Annotated in this window: 11 protein-coding genes; all 11 read right to left on the reverse strand. The window is 45.1% G+C overall.

What is annotated here, in order from left to right:
• Positions 1-20 precede the first annotated feature (20 nt).
• Positions 21-1,643, reverse strand: coding sequence for a response regulator transcription factor (locus tag ACN6MV_RS23030; protein WP_419884950.1), 1,623 nt, complete (start codon positions 1,641-1,643; stop codon positions 21-23).
• The gene (locus ACN6MV_RS23035) at positions 1,594-3,459 is read right to left on the reverse strand and encodes a cache domain-containing sensor histidine kinase (RefSeq protein WP_419884951.1); all 1,866 of its coding nucleotides are present in this window, start codon (positions 3,457-3,459) and stop codon (positions 1,594-1,596) included. The genes ACN6MV_RS23030 and ACN6MV_RS23035 overlap by 50 nt, the downstream gene beginning before the upstream one ends.
• A gap of 38 nt (positions 3,460-3,497) precedes the next feature.
• Positions 3,498-4,862 carry an ABC transporter substrate-binding protein gene (locus tag ACN6MV_RS23040; RefSeq protein ID WP_341114391.1) on the reverse strand — a complete coding sequence of 455 codons (1,365 nt, stop codon included), beginning with the start codon at positions 4,860-4,862 and terminating at the stop codon, positions 3,498-3,500.
• A gap of 139 nt (positions 4,863-5,001) precedes the next feature.
• Positions 5,002-5,784, reverse strand: a complete 783-nt coding sequence (locus tag ACN6MV_RS23045) for a carbohydrate ABC transporter permease (protein ID WP_042132362.1) — start codon at positions 5,782-5,784, stop codon at positions 5,002-5,004.
• A 63-nt stretch (positions 5,785-5,847) separates the two neighbouring features.
• Positions 5,848-6,747, reverse strand: a complete 900-nt coding sequence (locus tag ACN6MV_RS23050) for a carbohydrate ABC transporter permease (RefSeq protein WP_042130036.1) — start codon at positions 6,745-6,747, stop codon at positions 5,848-5,850.
• A 292-nt stretch (positions 6,748-7,039) separates the two neighbouring features.
• Positions 7,040-8,422: an MATE family efflux transporter gene (locus tag ACN6MV_RS23055; protein ID WP_076117140.1), complete on the reverse strand. Its 1,383-nt coding sequence runs from the start codon at positions 8,420-8,422 to the stop codon at positions 7,040-7,042.
• Positions 8,423-8,440: 18 nt separating this feature from the next.
• Positions 8,441-8,872 carry a MarR family winged helix-turn-helix transcriptional regulator gene (locus ACN6MV_RS23060; RefSeq protein WP_042130040.1) on the reverse strand — a complete coding sequence of 144 codons (432 nt, stop codon included), beginning with the start codon at positions 8,870-8,872 and terminating at the stop codon, positions 8,441-8,443.
• Positions 8,873-9,129: 257 nt separating this feature from the next.
• Positions 9,130-12,060: an insulinase family protein gene (locus ACN6MV_RS23065; protein WP_419884952.1), complete on the reverse strand. Its 2,931-nt coding sequence runs from the start codon at positions 12,058-12,060 to the stop codon at positions 9,130-9,132.
• 70 nt (positions 12,061-12,130) lie between these two features.
• A complete protein-coding gene (locus tag ACN6MV_RS23070; RefSeq protein WP_419884953.1) occupies positions 12,131-14,275 on the reverse strand; it encodes an S-layer homology domain-containing protein in 2,145 nt (714 codons plus the stop codon).
• A 181-nt stretch (positions 14,276-14,456) separates the two neighbouring features.
• The gene (locus tag ACN6MV_RS23075; RefSeq protein WP_419884954.1) at positions 14,457-16,454 is read right to left on the reverse strand and encodes a beta-galactosidase; all 1,998 of its coding nucleotides are present in this window, start codon (positions 16,452-16,454) and stop codon (positions 14,457-14,459) included.
• Positions 16,455-16,481: 27 nt separating this feature from the next.
• Positions 16,482-17,912: a family 43 glycosylhydrolase gene (locus tag ACN6MV_RS23080; protein ID WP_419884955.1), complete on the reverse strand. Its 1,431-nt coding sequence runs from the start codon at positions 17,910-17,912 to the stop codon at positions 16,482-16,484.
• Positions 17,913-17,945: the final 33 nt, after the last annotated feature.

A 17,945-nucleotide genomic window follows, 5' to 3' on the forward strand; every position in this document is an offset into this window, starting at 1 on the left:
TGGGTCCCTCCTATCCACACTCAATGCCAAGCTGCATATTCACTCGGCCTCATGCCCATTTCCCGTTTAAACAACTTAATGAAATAACTTTTATTCGCATATCCCAGATACTCGGAGATTTCTTCCACAGTCTTTCCTGACTGATTAAGCAGCTCTTTTGCCTTCTGAAGCTTTAGCATATTTACATATTCAATGAAATTCTGGTTTGTTTCCCTTTTGAAGAGGCGGCTGAAATAGCTGGCATTCAAGTTCAGGCGTCCGGCCATGTCTTCTAATGTTATTTTCTCCGTTACATGACTAATCACGAACTGCTGGGCTTTGATAACCTCGCTCCGTTTGGACTTAATGGAGAATATACTAATTTTCCGAGCTAATTCCTCCAAGTACTGAACTAACCAATCTTCCAAGTGCTCAAGAGTTTCAATGTCACCCAACACGTTAAACAGCTTCTCTTCAGCCATAGGCAGTGGTGATTGCAGCAGTTGTTTCGTCTTCATCTGCAAATCCATCAGCAAGCGGAGTACACATTCCTTGACTTCATTTGGATGGAATTTTTGCGAGGCCACCCATTCTCTCCATTCCTTGATATGAACGCGAAGCTCCGTGTCCCTGTTCAGAGCAATATCATCATTGATAACAGCGTACACACTTCCATATTCGGCATAAATATCTTCCTTTGAAAAGCAAATCTCTTCAAAACGGTGAATTCCTGCCGTAGGAAGATAAAAGCGTTGGATCTTCTCCCTTAGCATCCGCTGCAGTGTTCCTCGAATCTCTTCAGGACTGCGCGCCTCAGCGCCAAAGATGCAAGAGACGGACAGCTTGAGATATTTCTGCACGGCAGAAGCTGCATTTTGAATAGAATGATAGATTGCTTGGTGGTCTTTAGATGGCTTGTCACTGCAAAAGAGAATGACAATTTCCTTGTTACTGTATCTCGAAATAAATAGACTGTGATCAGCCTCAAGCACTTCCTGCATGATATTCTCAACTGCAAAAGAAATCGTATATTCACTCATCCGGCGTACCCTTGAAACTTCCTCCGGACGGTCAATCACAATAACCAGCGGAATATAATTTTTGGCATGGATCATAATTCCGTTTGACCGGGCCTGTTCGATCCAAGCCTCCTTGTCCCAGGATTGATACAGAGTATCTTTTAGAAACTTTTCCTTAAGTGCGGCACGGTTTTGAGACTGCTTTTGCTTATAAACGAGCATCTCTGTATGCTGCTGCCTATTCAGACCCACTTCCGTCACAAGCGTTCTGAGTGCTTGCACCAGCTGATCGATATCCAGTGATTCCTTTAAAATATATTCTCCTACGTTTAATTTCAGCGCCTGCTGAGCGTATTTGAATTCGTTGTGGCAGGACAAAATAATCGCTCGGATTCCAGGATTCACTGCTCTGAATTTCTCAAGCATCTCCAGTCCGTTCATCTTGGGCATACCAATATCGGTAATAATCAAATCCGGTGGATTCTGCTGTGCTTTTTCCCAAGCCTCAAGACCGCTATAATAACTTCCTATGAGTTCAATACCGATCTCACTCCAAGGTACAGCTTGCGACAAATAACGGATAACCGGATAGTCATCATCCACCAAGATTGCCGTCAGCATTCTCCACACCTGCCTTTCCATCATCCAGAGGAAACTCCAAACAAATCTCCGTACCCACATCAGGTTCGCTTTGGATATTCAGCTTGAAAGAAGCGCCATAAATCATACTCAGGCGTTGAGCTACATTGCGTAAGCCTATACCGGAGAAACCTTTTCTGTCTTCTTCTGCTATTTGCTCGCTGCTGTATGCGGTTTCACGAAGTCTTTTTAAATTTTCCGGTGACATGCCGATGCCATTATCCTTAATCGTGATCACCAGCGTTCCTGTAGATGCAATTATATGAGCACCAATGTAAATCTCACCACCAAACTGCTCGAAACCATGAATAATAGCATTCTCGATCATAGGCTGAATCATAAACCGGGGTACCAGCGCTTCAGCACTTCCATCCGCTAAATTCATCTCTAGTCTGACCTGATTCGCGTGGCGAAAATTCATCAACGTCACATAATGAGATATCGTGTCTGTCTCCTCGCGAAGCGGGATAAATTCATTGTCCCTGTTAAAGGTCATGCGGAGCAAAGACGACAGCGAACCAATCAGCTCAGCGTTCTCCTTGTCTCCTTGCATCAAAATATTTAACCGGATCGAATTCAGTAAATTAAACATAAAGTGTGGATTGATCTGTGCCTGCAGCATTTCTAGCTCGGCTTTTCTTTTTCCCATTTGCTCATAAGTGATTTGTTCAATCATAGACTCGATACGGTCTAGCATTTGGTCGATGGTGCGGGCAAGCTGCGCTGCCTCATTCTTCCCTCGAATGAAGGAACGTTCGTCCAATTGACCACGACCTATTCCCTTTACAAAAGCACTTAATTTTACGATAGGCTGAGTTAGTTTAGAGATAAGGACGGTTAAGAGCACGGAAAACAAAGTAAAGAAAAGAATCTGCACAGCCAAGCTGATAAATAAAATCTGCTTATTCTTCGACAAAGCAGCCTTCATTGGAATAATGCTTACCATCCGCCATTTGTTGCTGCTCAGCTCCTGGTCAACATATAAGAATTTCTCCCCATCGATTTCGACAGTGTCAAGCCCGCCATCCTTCTTCCACCATGTCGTCAATTCACCAATTCGGGCCTTGTCAGCATGCGAAACGACAGTACCTTTATCATCCAAAAGCATCATTTCTTTACCGTTATCATTATTTAGATAAGGGCGGAGTTTACGCTCATTGATGTTAATAATCATATATCCGATCGTACTGCTGGAAGTTGATTGAATGGGTCTCGCAATGGTTACCCAATTAGTTGAGCCCTTATCCGAGTAATTATAGTAAGTATCGTGTTCTGCTTTCCAATAGGTCGAGATAGGTTGAATTTGTTTCATCAGCGACATCCATTGCTCGTTATAAAAGGTTGTCGGATTAAAGTCACTATAAGGATAGCTGGTATAAATAAATCCATTTTTTCCGATTAGCGTCACTTTCAAATATTCGGTTAATACGAACATATCATCCAGCATCCGCGACATACGGTTATACTGGATGATCTCCTTCGCTGAACGTAGCGTCTCTGGATCGGCGGACATCATCTGCCTAATTTCATTGTTCTGGAGCACGAAATTGGATTGCTCTAGCGTCTGTTCAAAAATGGCATTCATATTGGCACTGGACGCATTGAGCGATTCTCTTGCGCTGCCAACGGCCTTCTCCAGAATCAGATCCCGAGTTAAATAATCTGTAACCATGTAAATGCAGACCAGTGGAATCAGTACGCAGATCAGTGAAGACCAGACAAGTTTCATTCGAAGTGATTGATGCTTTCTAAACACGGATGACAGGCCCCATATCTGTTTGAATTTGGAGCAGGAGGCAGAAATGCTTTCCTGCCCCCACATTATAAGCCCCCTTGGGGAAGCGTACAATCAGTCTCCGCCTACTTTCCGCTGTTGTTCTGAACGACTTCCGAGATTTTCTTATCAATATTGTTAACTGTGACATCCAGATCCTGTTGGCCGAGGAGATACATCTCTGCTTCTGGAATAACGTTGTTCTTAGCTTCATCCGCATATTTAGCGGGAACTTGCGTCGCACCAGGTGTCGAGTTCTCCATCGTAAATTTCAGGGAATCGACATCAATCTTAGATGGATCCTTGGAACCATTCACAATCGTATCCACCAATTTATTCGTATCTGATTTCGCCCAGCCAGAGAAGACACGCCCTCCAATTTCCAATCCTTCTGAGGTATACCAGCGCACAAAGGTATAAGCAGCTTCCTTATTCTTCGATTTAGCAGCTATCCCCATATAAGTCGGCTGCACAGGTGAGTAATGTTTGCTTTCACTATCCAATCGAGGGATTGGGGCAAACGCTGTAACAAAAGTTGCCGGAATAGCCTCCGTTCCTCCCGATTCCGCAACCATCCAGTCTCCCATCGGAAGCATCGCCGCTAAACCATTGAAATACTGATTCCGGTAGGCAAGCTTCTGCGAAATAATATCTTCATAAGGAGTGGCACTCTTATCTTCGTACATCATTTTCTTCATCATCTGCAGATTTGCCTTAAACTGCGGGTCTAGCGCATTCGAGGTTCCGTCAGCTTTTAGAAATGTATTATCCTCAGGCTTACTCATCAGCTGGAGCTGGAAATAATCCGGCCAATTATGCAAATATGCGCCAAAACGCTTCGTTGCACCCTCACCCTTGGTCAATTTCTTCGCATACTCTTCGAAATCAGCCCAAGTCCAGTCCGTCGGAACCGGCAGACCAGCCTCATCTAGCATTTCTTTGTTAAGGAGCACGAACCAGCGCTGCATAGAAGACGGCAACGCATAGATTTTGCCATTGACCGAAGTGTCCACCAGATATTCATCGGAGAGCTTATACCCTTCTTTCTGAATATATTCGTCCATCGGCGCTAACAAACCGATATCTGCACGCTGCGAATAGTTGGTATAAGGCAGTTCGACAATATCCAGCGGGTCACTTGCAGCAGCCATCAAGTCCAGCTTTTGCATGGAGGCTACAGAATCACCTTTTTCATTCAGTAGATCTACTTCTACATGTATGTCAGGATGCGCCTTCTCAAACTCTGCGATAATCGTGCTCCATTTCGCTTTCGCTTCCGTCTGCCAGGTACTCAGCTTCAGCGTAACCTTCTCTGCTGCAGGCTCTTTATTCCCACCAGCTTCAGGCGCATTTGTCGCCCCTGCATTATTGGTTTTCGCATTTCCACCGCATGCGGTGAGTGACAACGCCATCGATGAGATAACAAGCACGGATAATAATTTCTTTTTCATATAGACCCTCCTATAAATGTGTTGGGTATACCTCGCTTTACAGCTAGTGCTATGTAACTGCTTACAAGAACATCCTAACATGCGGGATAGACGAGGAAAGTTCTCATATTCTACCGAAGAGAAACTATTTTGACTTTTATTATCCCTTCACGCCTCCGAGGGCAATTCCCTCAATAACTTGCTTCTGTCCGAGAGCAAAAATAATTAACAGAGGCAAAATTGCAGATACCGCACCAGCCATCATGAGTGAATAGACATCCCCGTATTGATCCCCAAACAACCGAATACCTAACTGAATCGTAAACAGCTCTTTAGATTTCAAAAAAATGAGTGGATACTGATAGTCGTTCCAGGTCCAGATAAACCGCAAAATAGCATAAGTGGCTACAGCCGGACGGATTAACGGGAATGCAATTTGTAGAAAAGAGCGAAAATGACCTGCTCCATCCATCCGCGCCGATTCAAGATACTCGTTGTTTACCCCCATAAAAAACTGCTTGAGCATAAACGCACCGATAATACTAAAGCTATTAATTAAGATCAATCCTATATGTGTATCAATCAGATTCAGCCAGTTAAACAGTAGAAACTGTGGAACTAACGAAGCCTGCGGAGGTACCATATAAAGGGCTAATACTACTACAAACATCGCATCTCTACCCGGAAAACGCAGCTTGGAGAATCCATAAGCAGCCAGTGCGCATATCAGCACATTAATTATAGTCGTCGTCAGCGTAATATAAATGGAATTTCCGTAATAACGAGCGAAATCACCTGACCACACCTGTTTGTAATTCTCAATAAGATTCCACTGCTGCGGCAGCCATTGTATTGGAAAATTAAACACATCTTTCTCCAGTTTAAAGGAAGTAGATAACATCCATAGAAACGGTAAAAGAAATGCAATACCTAGCAGTCCCATTGCGATTGTCCAGAAGGTTCTGGATAGAAGCTCTTTTCTCACTGTAAATTCTCCTTTCTGCCTTTAATAATTGACCCATTTTTTTTGCGCTAACATCTGCAGGGCTGTAATGATCAGGCAGATGAGGAACAGGACAAGTGCCATACTAGAGGCATAACCCGTCTTCAACTGGTTGAAGGCAGTGTCATATAGCTCATATACGATAACTGTCGTGGAGTTAGCAGGTCCACCTTGTGTCAGTACTTGTATTAGATCAAAGATCTTAAAGGAGCCAATGACCCCAGTAACCAGCAAGAAAAAGGTGGTCGGCGAAATGCAAGGCACTGTGATATTGCGAAATTTCCGCCAGACATTGGCGCCATCAATATCAGCCGCTTCATAAAGATCCCTTGGAATACTCTGTAAACCCGCGATAAAAATAATAATGTTATACCCGAGCTGAATCCAAATCTGGATGAGCATAAGTGATGGCAGAGCATAATGAATATCAGCCAGCCATTTCGGCGGATTATCCCATCCCAGCGACATCAGAAATTGATTAACAGGTCCCAGCGAGGGATGAAACATAACCTGCCAGACCATAGCGATAGCAACTACACTGGAGATGTATGGAAGGAAATATATTACTTTAAACAAATCCTTCAGGAACACCTGTTTATCAATCAGGATAGCCAGCAATAGCGCAACGATGATCGTAACCGGAACTGTGATAATAAAGAGCAGATTGTTCAGCAAGCTTTTCATAAAAGCATCATCATGAAACAGCCTTATGAAATTATCCACGCCCGCGAACTTAATCCCCCCTAACCCAGCCACAAAGTTCCAGTTCGTGAAGCTTAACAACAGTGAGCCCAGCACCGGGATCAATGTCAAGATGATCAGCCCCAACATCAGTGGAGCGACGAATAAATACCCGGCGATCGCTTCGCGCGTATCCATTTTAAGATGAAATTTTCGTATCATAGTTCTCCTCCTTTACTTATCCATAATTGTAGAAAAAGTAAGCCTTAATCATAAGAACTATAATTGTTCATTTTGGAACTAATTTTACCGATCCTTTAGTTGCGAAACCTTTTAGGCAACCAAGTAAAAACACCTTTGGCGTCCTTATAAGGACGCCAAAGGTGTTTTTGCGAGAAATATAAGACATAAAGTATATTGTAAAACTTATACTTTCTTATAATTGCAAAAAAAGCGCGAGCCAAGCTCCCGCCATCCACTACATTCCTATTTTTCCACGCATAGTAAGATCGTTTTACACGGACGCAACCTCTACAACACCTTTTCCATCCCCGCCCGTACTTTTCAGCTTTTTACTAAAAATAATAAACAAGATAACGCCCATCAAGCTCGTTATAACTTCTGTTATGGTCATAGACCAGATTACGCCGTGAAGTCCAAAGACAGAATGTAATACGATAATCATAGGGATAAACAGTACGCCTTGTGTGATGGCCATAATGTTAGTTGGAATCCCCTGTCCGGTCGCTTGAAAAATACTCATGAATAAACCCGTAAATCCATTAAATAAAGCAGAAATCAGCATGGCTACCAAAATATAAGTGCCCATACTTAACACCGAAGGATCATTAGAGAAGAAATGTAGAATCGTTCCTCTGAACAAAAATACCAGGCCTACAAATACAACAGCAATACCTCCGATATAGGCAAAAGCATGTTTAATCGTTGATTTAAGTCTCGCCATATTTTGACTAGCAAAGTTAAACGCAAACAGTGGAATCAATCCTAAGAATAAACCCATTGATAAAAATTCCGGAACCTGCACAATTCTTAAGGCCACACCAAACCCAGCAACCACATTCTCTCCATATTGAATCGCAAAGTTATTTAACAAAAGCGTGCTCACAATCACAAAACTAAATTGCAATAACTCCGATACACCTATTTTGTACACTTCTAATTGATCTCGAACAGATATCTTGAAATGCTTCAAAAATCCTCTTAAGTGCTCACTTTTCGTTTCTAAAAAATAGACATAATAAATCGCGGAACCCACATTCGCTAAAACCATTGCCAATGCAGCACCTGCCACATGCCAGTTCAACACTAGAATAAAGAGCGGATCAAAAATTAAACTTAAAGCCGTACTGATGAAGATGCCATACATCGATTCCTTCGAGGCACCTTCCGAACGGACTAGCTGCTCCAAGGCAAAATTAAGCACAATGGCGAATCCACCGGCAAAAAGAGTCAAAGCATAAGCCTTAGTAAAGTCTAGAGTAGCAGCATCCGCCCCCAGCAATCGCGTAATTGGATCAATCGCTAACATCGCCATTAGAGCAATAAGAATACCCACTATAATGCTGCCATAAAAAGTGTATCCGGCAACCTTCTTTCCCTTCTCCGTATCTTTTTGCCCTGCCAGCCTTGTAATAAATGTTCCTCCACCTACGCCAAGCATATTCCCAAAGGCCATTAAGACTGTGAAAATGGGCAGACCCAAAGTAATGGCCGTCAGCATACTAGTATTGTGGAGTAAGCCAATGAAATAAGCATTGATTACATTATAGATGGTACCTACTGACATCCCGATCATCATAGGAATAGATAAATGAGCAATTGCTTTCTTGATCGGCGCCGATTCTAAATAATATTGATTTGAACCTTCTGTTTCCATGATTCTTCCTCCAAACTTTTATAGACTTGAATTAACCTTTTGCAGTAAAGACTTTAAGGTTGCAGTTTCTTCCGGACGGAGTGCTTTTGTAATGCTTGCTTCTACCTCAGAAAATATTTCATTGAACTCCTCGACCAAAAGAGCACCCTTTTCCAAAACAAAAATACTCTTCTGTCGTTCATCATTCTCAGGTGTGACACGTTTGATATAACCTTTCTTTTCTAAACCTTGGAGCATGCTGGTGATACTTGCCCCTTTTCTATTAAAGACCTCCGCCAAATCCTTTTGAATAACACCTTTTTCTTGATGCTCAAAAATATAGCCGATCATGCGCCCTTGCTGTGAATTCAGACCTAACTCATTTAGTCTGGCATCAGCTGTACTTTTTAGTTTCATCCCGATCTCTCGAATCAAATTAGAAAAGGGTGTGTTTTCAACGTGTTTATTCATAATTATTTCCTCCTCAATCGAATTAGTTAGAACTCTAAGTAACATCATTATCATAACAGTTAGAACTCTAACTGTCAATGTTCTAACTAAATAAGCAGATTTAATTCTTCTTTAAAAGTAAGTACGTGATTGCAGTGAATATTTGGACTTCCGGCCACTTTTCCTTTGTAGAGTGTTTTTTAGTTCACCTTATTAAAAAACGCTCCTCTCCAGCACATGCCCGTAGACATGTACTGAAAAGGAGCGATTAGAGAAACTTACTTCACAAGTTCTTCCAGCTTTCCGAATAAAGCGGTTTTCGATTTCAGCTTGGACGCGTTACCGACCACAGTGAAATAATTCTGTTCCGTCACAGCCTTAAGTAAGTCGGTGTACTGTCTGATGTCTTCCGGTGTTGTCGACAAGATTTCATCCCGTTCTTGCTGGAGTTCAGCCTCCGTCACCTGTTCGAAATAATGCCGGTCCGCCCGCCGTCCCTGAGCACTCGGACTTAGCGGCTGGTCTAGCATGGACAAGGTGCCGATAATTGCTTTGGTCATCTCGTCGGCATCTGCTTCATACCCTTCAGCAAAACGGTACGCCTGATCATACACCTCCAGCGTCTCCTGCAAATTCGGATCACGGTAGGAAGTGAACATCATTATCCCGTCTCTGCGCAGAATCAGATTTCCGCCGTAAGCACCACCCTTCACACGCACCGCATTCCATAGATAGGTGAGGCTCAAGATTTTTTTGAGCACCTGCATTTTGCCTGAATATGTGAATCCTAGCTTAGTGAAGTTGTATCCCTTGACCACATACTGCACCTGACTGGAAGACATGAATCCTTCATTGTCCGCATGGCCTTGCGCGGTAATCTTAGGCATATCCACTACCGGTTGGTCCTGGATATCTAGCTTCGCAACATTATTGGCGAGTTCCTCATACAAATCAGTTGTTCCGGTCACGCTGATGATCAAATTCTTTTTATTAAATAAAACCGCACAGATATTCTTCAGTGTGTCTGCTAGCTGAGCTCCCTGCTGATCGAACGTCTCGGCAAGCTCGCGGATAAAGCGGTAATAAGTTACGCCGCCCTGTTGTTCCTGATACGCTCCCATATCCGAGAAATAGGACATCAGGCGGCTGGCCGCAATATCATTCCCTCTTTGGTTCAGAATCGATTCCATCTGCGAGGCTTCCCGGCGGACGATTTCCTGCAGCTTAGTCAGATTATCGAGCGCACTAGTATAAAGCATCTCTCTCAGCAGATCCAGCGACTCACCAATATGTCCTGCCATTACTTTCACCAGCGCACTGAATTTGGGCTGATAGCTTGCCCCGTTGGTTTTTGCTGCGCCAAAGATCTCATTCCTGAAGTAAATGCCCCCAGTTTTGATCCCGATTTCACTGGTGAGCTCTTCGATGCTGTAGGACGCAGTCTCCATTTGACCTAATACCTCTGCCAGCAGCACTAAATAAGGGATTTGCTCAGGAGCGACAACACTCGTATCCCAATAAAACTTGCAGTAGGCAATCTTCTGGGTAGCTACCTCATGATGAATCACCGTTATGTCCTGATGGGAATGTTCATAGGTAGGTACTTGCGGTTCTATACTTCGGTTAATATCCTGTAGGGACAAGCTTGGCAGCTTCTGCAAATCCTCGGCTACATCTGGACGGCTCTGCCGTGCCAAGAGGTTCTGTGTACGCTGAACCAGCTGCGCCAACTGATCTGGTTGCAGTGACGCTTTGTATTCACTCAATTGATGCTGAGCGGATGCTTCCTTTTCAGCGGCGATCGTCTTGGACGGGTTCAGCACCACCACACTGCAATGATCACTGTTCAGCAAATAGACTTCAATCAACTTCTCAAAATAACGATCCGCCAGCTTTTCCCGAATGGCAGTGAACGCCTCTTCATATCGCATATGATTGGTAGGCTGACCGTCATAGAGCCAGGATTTCATCACTTCGATATTGTAAGTAAGACCTTTCGGATACTGATTAAAGTCCGCTTCCCTCAGTTCAAATTCCTTGCTGTTGACTGCTGCCAGCACCAGCTTCTCATCCAGTCCGTCCTGAGCCAAACGCTTTAATGTAGTCTTCACCAGCTCCACGAAGGCATCTTTGGAGGAGGCATTGGAATGCGTCAGTGTAATGCCAAGCAGCGGCTGAACCATACTGTCAGAATAAAAAGCAAACGCATCCTTACCCAGTCCGCTTTCGAGCAGGGCTTGCTTGAGCGGAGCTGCATTGCTGTCCATCAGCATGCTTTTTAAAATATCAAAAGCCAGGTTCAATTCCCGATCTGTAGAGGTTCCAATCACATAATTCAGACTCAGATAAGTCTTATCTGTAGCAGATTCTGCTTCCAGGATCGGATAATCCGCTACCAGCTCCGTCATTCCAATCGGCTTTTGCAGGGGGATGGATGTATCAAAGCTGTTTCGTTCATAAGACCCAAGATATTCCTGATCTATAAATTGCAGCTTTTCTTCAATATTAACGTCTCCGTAGAGATAAAAATAACTGTTCGACGGATGATAATAATTGCTGTGCGCCTTAAGAAACTGCTCATAGGTTAGTGCTGGAATCTCCTGTGGATCTCCACCTGAAGAATGACGGTAGATCGTGTCCGGATACAATGACTTTTTGATTCTATCCATCAATACCGTTGTCGGTGAGGAATAAGAACCCTTCATCTCGTTGTAAACCACGCCTTTATAGATAAGCTCATCTTCGGGATGCTGAAGCTCGTAATGCCAGCCCTCTTGCTCAAAGATTTCTTGCTGCTTATAAATATTCGGCTGAAAGACACTATCCAGATATACCTCCACCAAGTTGGAGAAGTCTTGATCGTTCCGGCTCGCCACTGGATACATCGTCTTATCCCCAAACGTAAATGCATTCAGGAACGTCTGCATCGAGCCTTTCAGTAATTCTACAAAGGGTTCCTTGACCGGATATTTCTCCGACCCACATAATACGGAATGCTCTAAAATATGAAAAACACCCGTGCTATCCTCAGGCGGAGTTCTGAAGCTTACGCTAAAGACCTTGTTGTCATCCTGATTCTGCACGAACAGCAGCCTGGCGCCACTCTTCAAATGTTCCATCGTGAATACGGCGGAATCGATTTCCTTAATAAATTCCTCATTAATGACCTGAAATCCATAATAAATGTTCCCTGTGATCAAACGACTCATAGATTTCCCTCCTCTGTTTAGGGATATGTAACTCTACATGAGCTTATCATATCCCTGGACATTAATTCCATCAGTAGAAGGTTTCCGGGATTAATTTCTGCAATCTGATTAAAATTGCCGCCGCTTGCTCACGCACCAGAATCTGCTTTGGATCAAAGCGACCTCCGCTGCCGGTCATCACTTCATGTTCATTCACAGCCTGAATCGCATGGCGGCTTGCCTCTGGTAAGCCCGTCGTATCAGTAAACTTCACACGGTCTGGGCTACCGTAGGTAGCTAACCGTACGGCTTTAGTAACCATAACTGCCGCTTCTTCCCGTGTAATACCACGGTCCGGTTCGAACTTGCCGGATGAAGGGCTAACGATCCCCAGTTCCACAGCCTTGGCGATAGTACCGCTGTACCATTTGCCTGCCTGGACGTCCTTAAAGCTGGAGACGGCCTTGGCATCGGGAAACTCATGCAATAGCCGCAATAGCAAGGTTAGGAATTCAGCTCGGGTCAGCTTCTGCTTAGGAGCAAGTACATTCCCGCTGGCACTCACGCCCTGAATATATCCGCTGCTAAGCGCCATCGCGATATCCACGCGTGCCCATTCCGCGGCTTTCCCCGCATCAGTAAAGCTAGCTAGTTCAGGGGAAGAGACATGCAGCGCAAACGTTCGTTTGGATAGCGCTGGTGCGTCATCTTTGCGATATTTGGTGACTAGCACAGGATAGACACCGGGCTTCATTCCGGCAAAAGACACCATCCCCGTGCTGTCAGCCACTACGCTTTTTCCTTGAAGGGTCACGGTAACGCCAAAGGCAGGAAGACCGCCTAGTTGGTTGTTTGACTTGGTGATACGGAGGGAAAAAGGCATATTGGCACTTGCGTATCCCCCCATTTCCTGACCATTCTTGTCTTTCCATTTCACTTCCATCCGATCAAGCAGCTCTGTATCATTCGCGTAATAGACGAGCAGCTTGTCTCCATCACCAATTGTCAGCCTAAAAGGACTATTCTCGGGATATAACCACGCACTGCCCCCGCTGAATACAGCAATTTTCCATTCTCCGCGCCCATTGTACCGCCCGTTCTGAATCCCCTCTATAGCGGTGAAGGCTGGTTTAGCTGCATCCCCATTTAGCTTATAGGCAAGACCTTTCGTCTGTAAAAAAGCTGCGGCTACCTTCACTGCATCACCACCGGCAACACGCCCCTCAGCAAGGGTGCCGCCACCAGGACCTTCAACTTGAATCGTTGCCCGGTCAAGGCCGGTATGATGCAATCCGCTGTACAGCAATCCAGCCTGCTTGGATAATAGCTTATACGAGGTCAGGGCTAGATAGGCTTGCGCAGTCGCAGGACCCTCTTTCCCCCCGCCTTCTATCTGTGCAAAACCGCCATCAGAAAGATTCCGCTTCATTAAATGATCCAGCAGCGAGACCCCTTTTTCCTTGGCGAAATTCGCTGCATCAACTCCCTGCGACGATAAAGCAACAATCACCTGCGCTGTCGTTACAGTCTTACCGTCGAATCCACCGTCTAGCTGCTGCTTATCTTTCAGCCACTGCAAAGCCTTCAGGACAGGCTGCGCCGTTTGTTCCGATCCCATTTCCGAAGCGAGTGCCGTTAACGCTAAGGCAGTTGCTACCGGATCGCCTTGCTTCTGCCCGGCCAGCGGCCAGCTGCCATCCGCCAATTGCATAGCGAGCAACTGAGAAAAGAGCATATCGGGATAACGGTTTGTCCACTCCATTGAATTGGAAATAGAGTTTTTCGAGGTAATATAGACGGCTGCCAATGCGGCTGCCCCTTCCGAATCGATTCCCGCATGGTTCATCAGGAATGGATATAAATCAATACCAGCGATATTGTTCATGTTGCCACCCGCAGCACTATAAGCTAACGCTGTCCGGGTTAAATCAGCCACCTTGGCGAACTTCCCCCGCCGCTCCAAAATCTTGTCAGCCGTCTGCCCCAAATACCCATCAGGCAGACCATGCCCATTCTTAAAGAAGCCTACGGCTGCTTCGTCCGGAAATGACTGTATCGTCATCAGCACATTCTGAGCCCCTTCCAAGGCTCTCTGCATCTCCGCAGTGAACAAAGCAGTTGTCTTCTGAACCGTAGACGTCTCTGCCATTACCCTGCCATTCAGCAGTATAAGTGATAGACACAAAGCAATAAGCGTAAACTTCCTTATCGTCCGTTTTAATTGTGTTGCTCCCATATCCATTCTCCTCCAGTGCAGCTTGTTAGAACCTATAAAGATTAGACGCAGCTAAATGGAATTTTGTTACTATCTGTGTTATGAACATACAGCCATTACAAAAAAAAGACCGCAAAGCCACCCACTGATGTAGTAGCCCTGCGATCTTTTCAATTAAATACCTAGAATGATGAAATCCTAATTAAAATCCCGTTTTTGGAATCTCTACTGGCACAAACTCATAGGGTGCTGCCCTCCCCATCCGAACCTGATACATCTGTTCATGAGCCCTTTTTGCTGCTTGAACGAAAGGTATATAGGGCTGGTTACAGACATCCACTACACCGATTTGATAGTTTTCTCCATCATAACGTCCGAGCACCGGCTGATCATTCCACTGAAAATAATGAACTCCGATGAGTTGTGGGATGGCTGCAGCCTGTTCCACAAAATAACGATACGCTCCCCCCCGCTCTTCCTGAGTTGCCACAGCTCGGATTCCATAAGCCAGTATGCCTCCATCGGCCGCACCAAAATGATATTCTCCAATCATCACTGGTTTGTTCAACCTGCTGCTAATATGTGCGATTTGCTCCTTGTCTGGGCTGAACTGATAACAGTTTAATGAAAATACATCAAACCACTCACAGCCCTCCAGCACATCGTCGCTTCCCACCCAGGCATAGCGCATGCCTAGATTAAGATGATTTGGGTCCACCTGCTTGCAAAGACGCGCTGGAACTTCCACATACCGACGAATCATGACCCGGTTAAACTGTGAATAGTCTGCTTCACGTACGGAATTAGTAGTAATCTTCATAATATTGCTTACATCGTATAAGGACTCAAAATCCTCATAAGTACTCTCCCACGCTATGTTCCATTGCTCCACTGTTCCGTACTTTTCACCAAGCCATTTGATAAACTCCCTCTTACTGGCATAACAGACCGGAGAGTTCAGCATCAGTTCCGTCAAATCCAGATCATCCACGAATGCCCAATGTGGCTCATTGCGCATGAAATAACCGACCATTCGCTGATCATCCCTAAGAGGAAGAAGCTGTTTTGCGAAACGCTCCGCATTCCGCTCATACTCTTGACTAAAGACATCCGGGAAATCACGGAAAATAGTTTGCTCCGTCGTAGGAAAGTCCTCCAGCGGGTAAACATATGGAAGCTCTGATCCACTAATAAATCGATCATTGGACCAGTTACCGATCGTGTTAAATCCCCATTGTCTTAATCGGTAATCCGTCAAAGCCTCCCAATCAGAGCGCCACCGTTCACCGAATGCCGTGATCAAGTTGGCAATCTCAAAGCTAAACTCGCGACCTTCTTGGGACCAGGCTTCTTTATAACTTCCTTCCTGATCCGGCAAAGGTGGGACCAAGTGCTCCATACCCTTAATCCGCATCGGACAAGCTGGACCTACACAGTCCATCCCCGTACTGAACAGGGCATATCCATCTGGATCGACAAACCACCAGCGGCTGTCATCAAACTCTGTACGGAAATATCCGGTTGCTTCGAATCTCAACCCCTTCCAGCCTCCGTAACGGCTGAGGTCCCCTCCACTGAAATCAGCTTCAGTGGCAAGCTGTCGCTCCGCATGCAGCTGATCTCTCAACGCCTCTAAATCAACCGTTTTTCCTGGCCATTCCCTGCTTTTTAATTGTCCCATCTCATCTATAAAAGGGTGATACTCATACTCGAAGATTGGCTCAGATTGATCAAGAGCGAGTCCACTGATTTCCACGTTTCTACTCGTTGTCGAAGGAATTGTCTCAACGGTGAATCTAGTGATTTGGTTACGAGCGATACCCGCATCTCCTCTCAGGACCGTCTGCATCACGCCTGGATATCGAGGTAGGAACAGCTTTTCCCCATTTAAATGGGTTAACGGTAAACAAATTTTCGTTCTTACACCAGGTAGAATGCCTAAATGATAAGTTATATAGCGATTATCCTGATCATAGAAACTGAACAGCAAGACCAGAACGTCATGAGACTCATGATAAACCTCTGCGTTAACGTAACTATAGTCAGACCAAATAGAACTGTCCAAATGCCCCGCCTGAAGTTCAACTCCTCCACCATCCGGTGTTGTGATCATCCGAAAACCATTAGAAGAGAGAGCATCAAGTTGTGTATGATTGTCCGCTTCAAACCAATCCACAGGGAAGGAAATAGATAAGCGCATCAATGTACCTCTTTTCTTGTAATCTGTTTACCTTACCGAAATCAGTTGAAAAAGCTGTGGGTCTCCACCAAGCCGAGGATCATGCAAGTGTTTCGGTTCAAGGCTCACACAGCCCCAGCCATTTCGTTTCTCTCCTGCCACTGTAAGGACTCTTCCGTCTCTGCTGCCGATGGTTAGCGAACCCTCTTCTGTCTCTGTAAGCAACCATAGAAATTGATCTTCTTGATCCAGAGTGGGCACTAATATCAAGGAATTCTCTGAACCGATAGCTACAGTCATTTCACCGTTTCGAAGCCTTGCCGCGCCATCCCTACCATAATCAACTCTCCATTGCTGTTGCTGATCCGTATAAGAAAGAGTACGGACTTCCAGATTATGCACTTCATCAGGATCAATCGAGTGATTCCCTGACGCAAGATAAAGCTCCATCCCTACACTCTTCATCCTGAATAGCCCACTGCCAGTGCCGCATTCCACAGCTACTATTCCTTTGCATGGGTCAATCCATGTCCGATCTACCCAGTCTAGTGACATTTCACGATCAGAAGGAAAGCTGAGCGGTAAAAATACATAAGAGGAGGCGTAATAATCCGTAGGATCCCAGCGGTCACCTACATATAAATAAGAGCACTGATTATTGTCCTTTCCTGCAATTGGAACTATGAATGCCGGCTGGCTGTCGTATGTTGTAATGTCACCTAATGGCATCAATGGTGACCAGCGACCCGTCAGCTGCTCCGTCCAAGCATAGGCTCCCTGATTGGGTAACCAACCCGTACAGGCGGATGAGATGAGAAAATAAACACCATGGCGTTTCATTAATGCCGGAGCTTCGCGTGCTTGTCCCGGCCATAATGTTTTGACCTGCTCTTCTATACTTAGATAGTCAGGCGAAAGACGATACATGATAAGATCCGCATTCTCCCTTGCCGCCGACACAAAATAAGCCGTGCCATCGTCATCTTGAAACAGAGTACAGTCGCGTGACATGTTACCTACCGGATTAAAGCTGCCACGAAAAACATACTCTCCATCAACCGTCCCACAATCCGCTATCGCGCAGCGAGCATCAGAATAGTCTCGTCCATTTTCCCAATGCATCCACATCACAAATCTTCCTGTAAGTTCGTTATAGAGCACTTTCGGGCGCTCAATGACCGCTCCAGTCCCAAATCCCCGGTTCTCCGCATCCCTTGGTTCAAGCTCCAAAGAGGTTCGGTGATAGATCGTTTTTACTGGTGAATCCAGTGTGAGTACATCTTTGCGCCATTCCCAGTTCACTAAATCCATTGAACGATAACAGCTCACTTTCCGCCGATCTATACGGTTCTCGCCAAACCAATAATAATATCCATCCTTATAGAGCATGTGACCACCATGTGCATGAACAGGGTCTCCATTCCTATCCATAAGCGGAGCGATGTTCACCAAGGCTTCGCATTTCACGTTAACGTCCATTTTTATCCTCCATGGAATCCAATTTATGAAACA

It is taken from the genome of Paenibacillus sp. B-A-8 (assembly GCF_048572915.1).
Taxonomy (GTDB): Bacteria; Bacillota; Bacilli; order Paenibacillales; family Paenibacillaceae; genus Paenibacillus_AQ.

Coding starts and splice junctions, on each gene's coding strand:
- ACN6MV_RS23030 (WP_419884950.1), bottom strand. CDS start 1,643: ATGATGGAAAGGCAGGTGTGGAGAATGCTGACGGCAATCTTGGTGGAT.
- ACN6MV_RS23035 (WP_419884951.1), bottom strand. CDS start 3,459: ATGTGGGGGCAGGAAAGCATTTCTGCCTCCTGCTCCAAATTCAAACAG.
- ACN6MV_RS23040 (WP_341114391.1), bottom strand. CDS start 4,862: ATGAAAAAGAAATTATTATCCGTGCTTGTTATCTCATCGATGGCGTTG.
- ACN6MV_RS23045 (WP_042132362.1), bottom strand. CDS start 5,784: ATGGGACTGCTAGGTATTGCATTTCTTTTACCGTTTCTATGGATGTTA.
- ACN6MV_RS23050 (WP_042130036.1), bottom strand. CDS start 6,747: ATGATACGAAAATTTCATCTTAAAATGGATACGCGCGAAGCGATCGCC.
- ACN6MV_RS23055 (WP_076117140.1), bottom strand. CDS start 8,422: ATGGAAACAGAAGGTTCAAATCAATATTATTTAGAATCGGCGCCGATC.
- ACN6MV_RS23060 (WP_042130040.1), bottom strand. CDS start 8,872: ATGAATAAACACGTTGAAAACACACCCTTTTCTAATTTGATTCGAGAG.
- ACN6MV_RS23065 (WP_419884952.1), bottom strand. CDS start 12,060: ATGAGTCGTTTGATCACAGGGAACATTTATTATGGATTTCAGGTCATT.
- ACN6MV_RS23070 (WP_419884953.1), bottom strand. CDS start 14,275: ATGGGAGCAACACAATTAAAACGGACGATAAGGAAGTTTACGCTTATT.
- ACN6MV_RS23075 (WP_419884954.1), bottom strand. CDS start 16,454: ATGCGCTTATCTATTTCCTTCCCTGTGGATTGGTTTGAAGCGGACAAT.
- ACN6MV_RS23080 (WP_419884955.1), bottom strand. CDS start 17,912: ATGGACGTTAACGTGAAATGCGAAGCCTTGGTGAACATCGCTCCGCTT.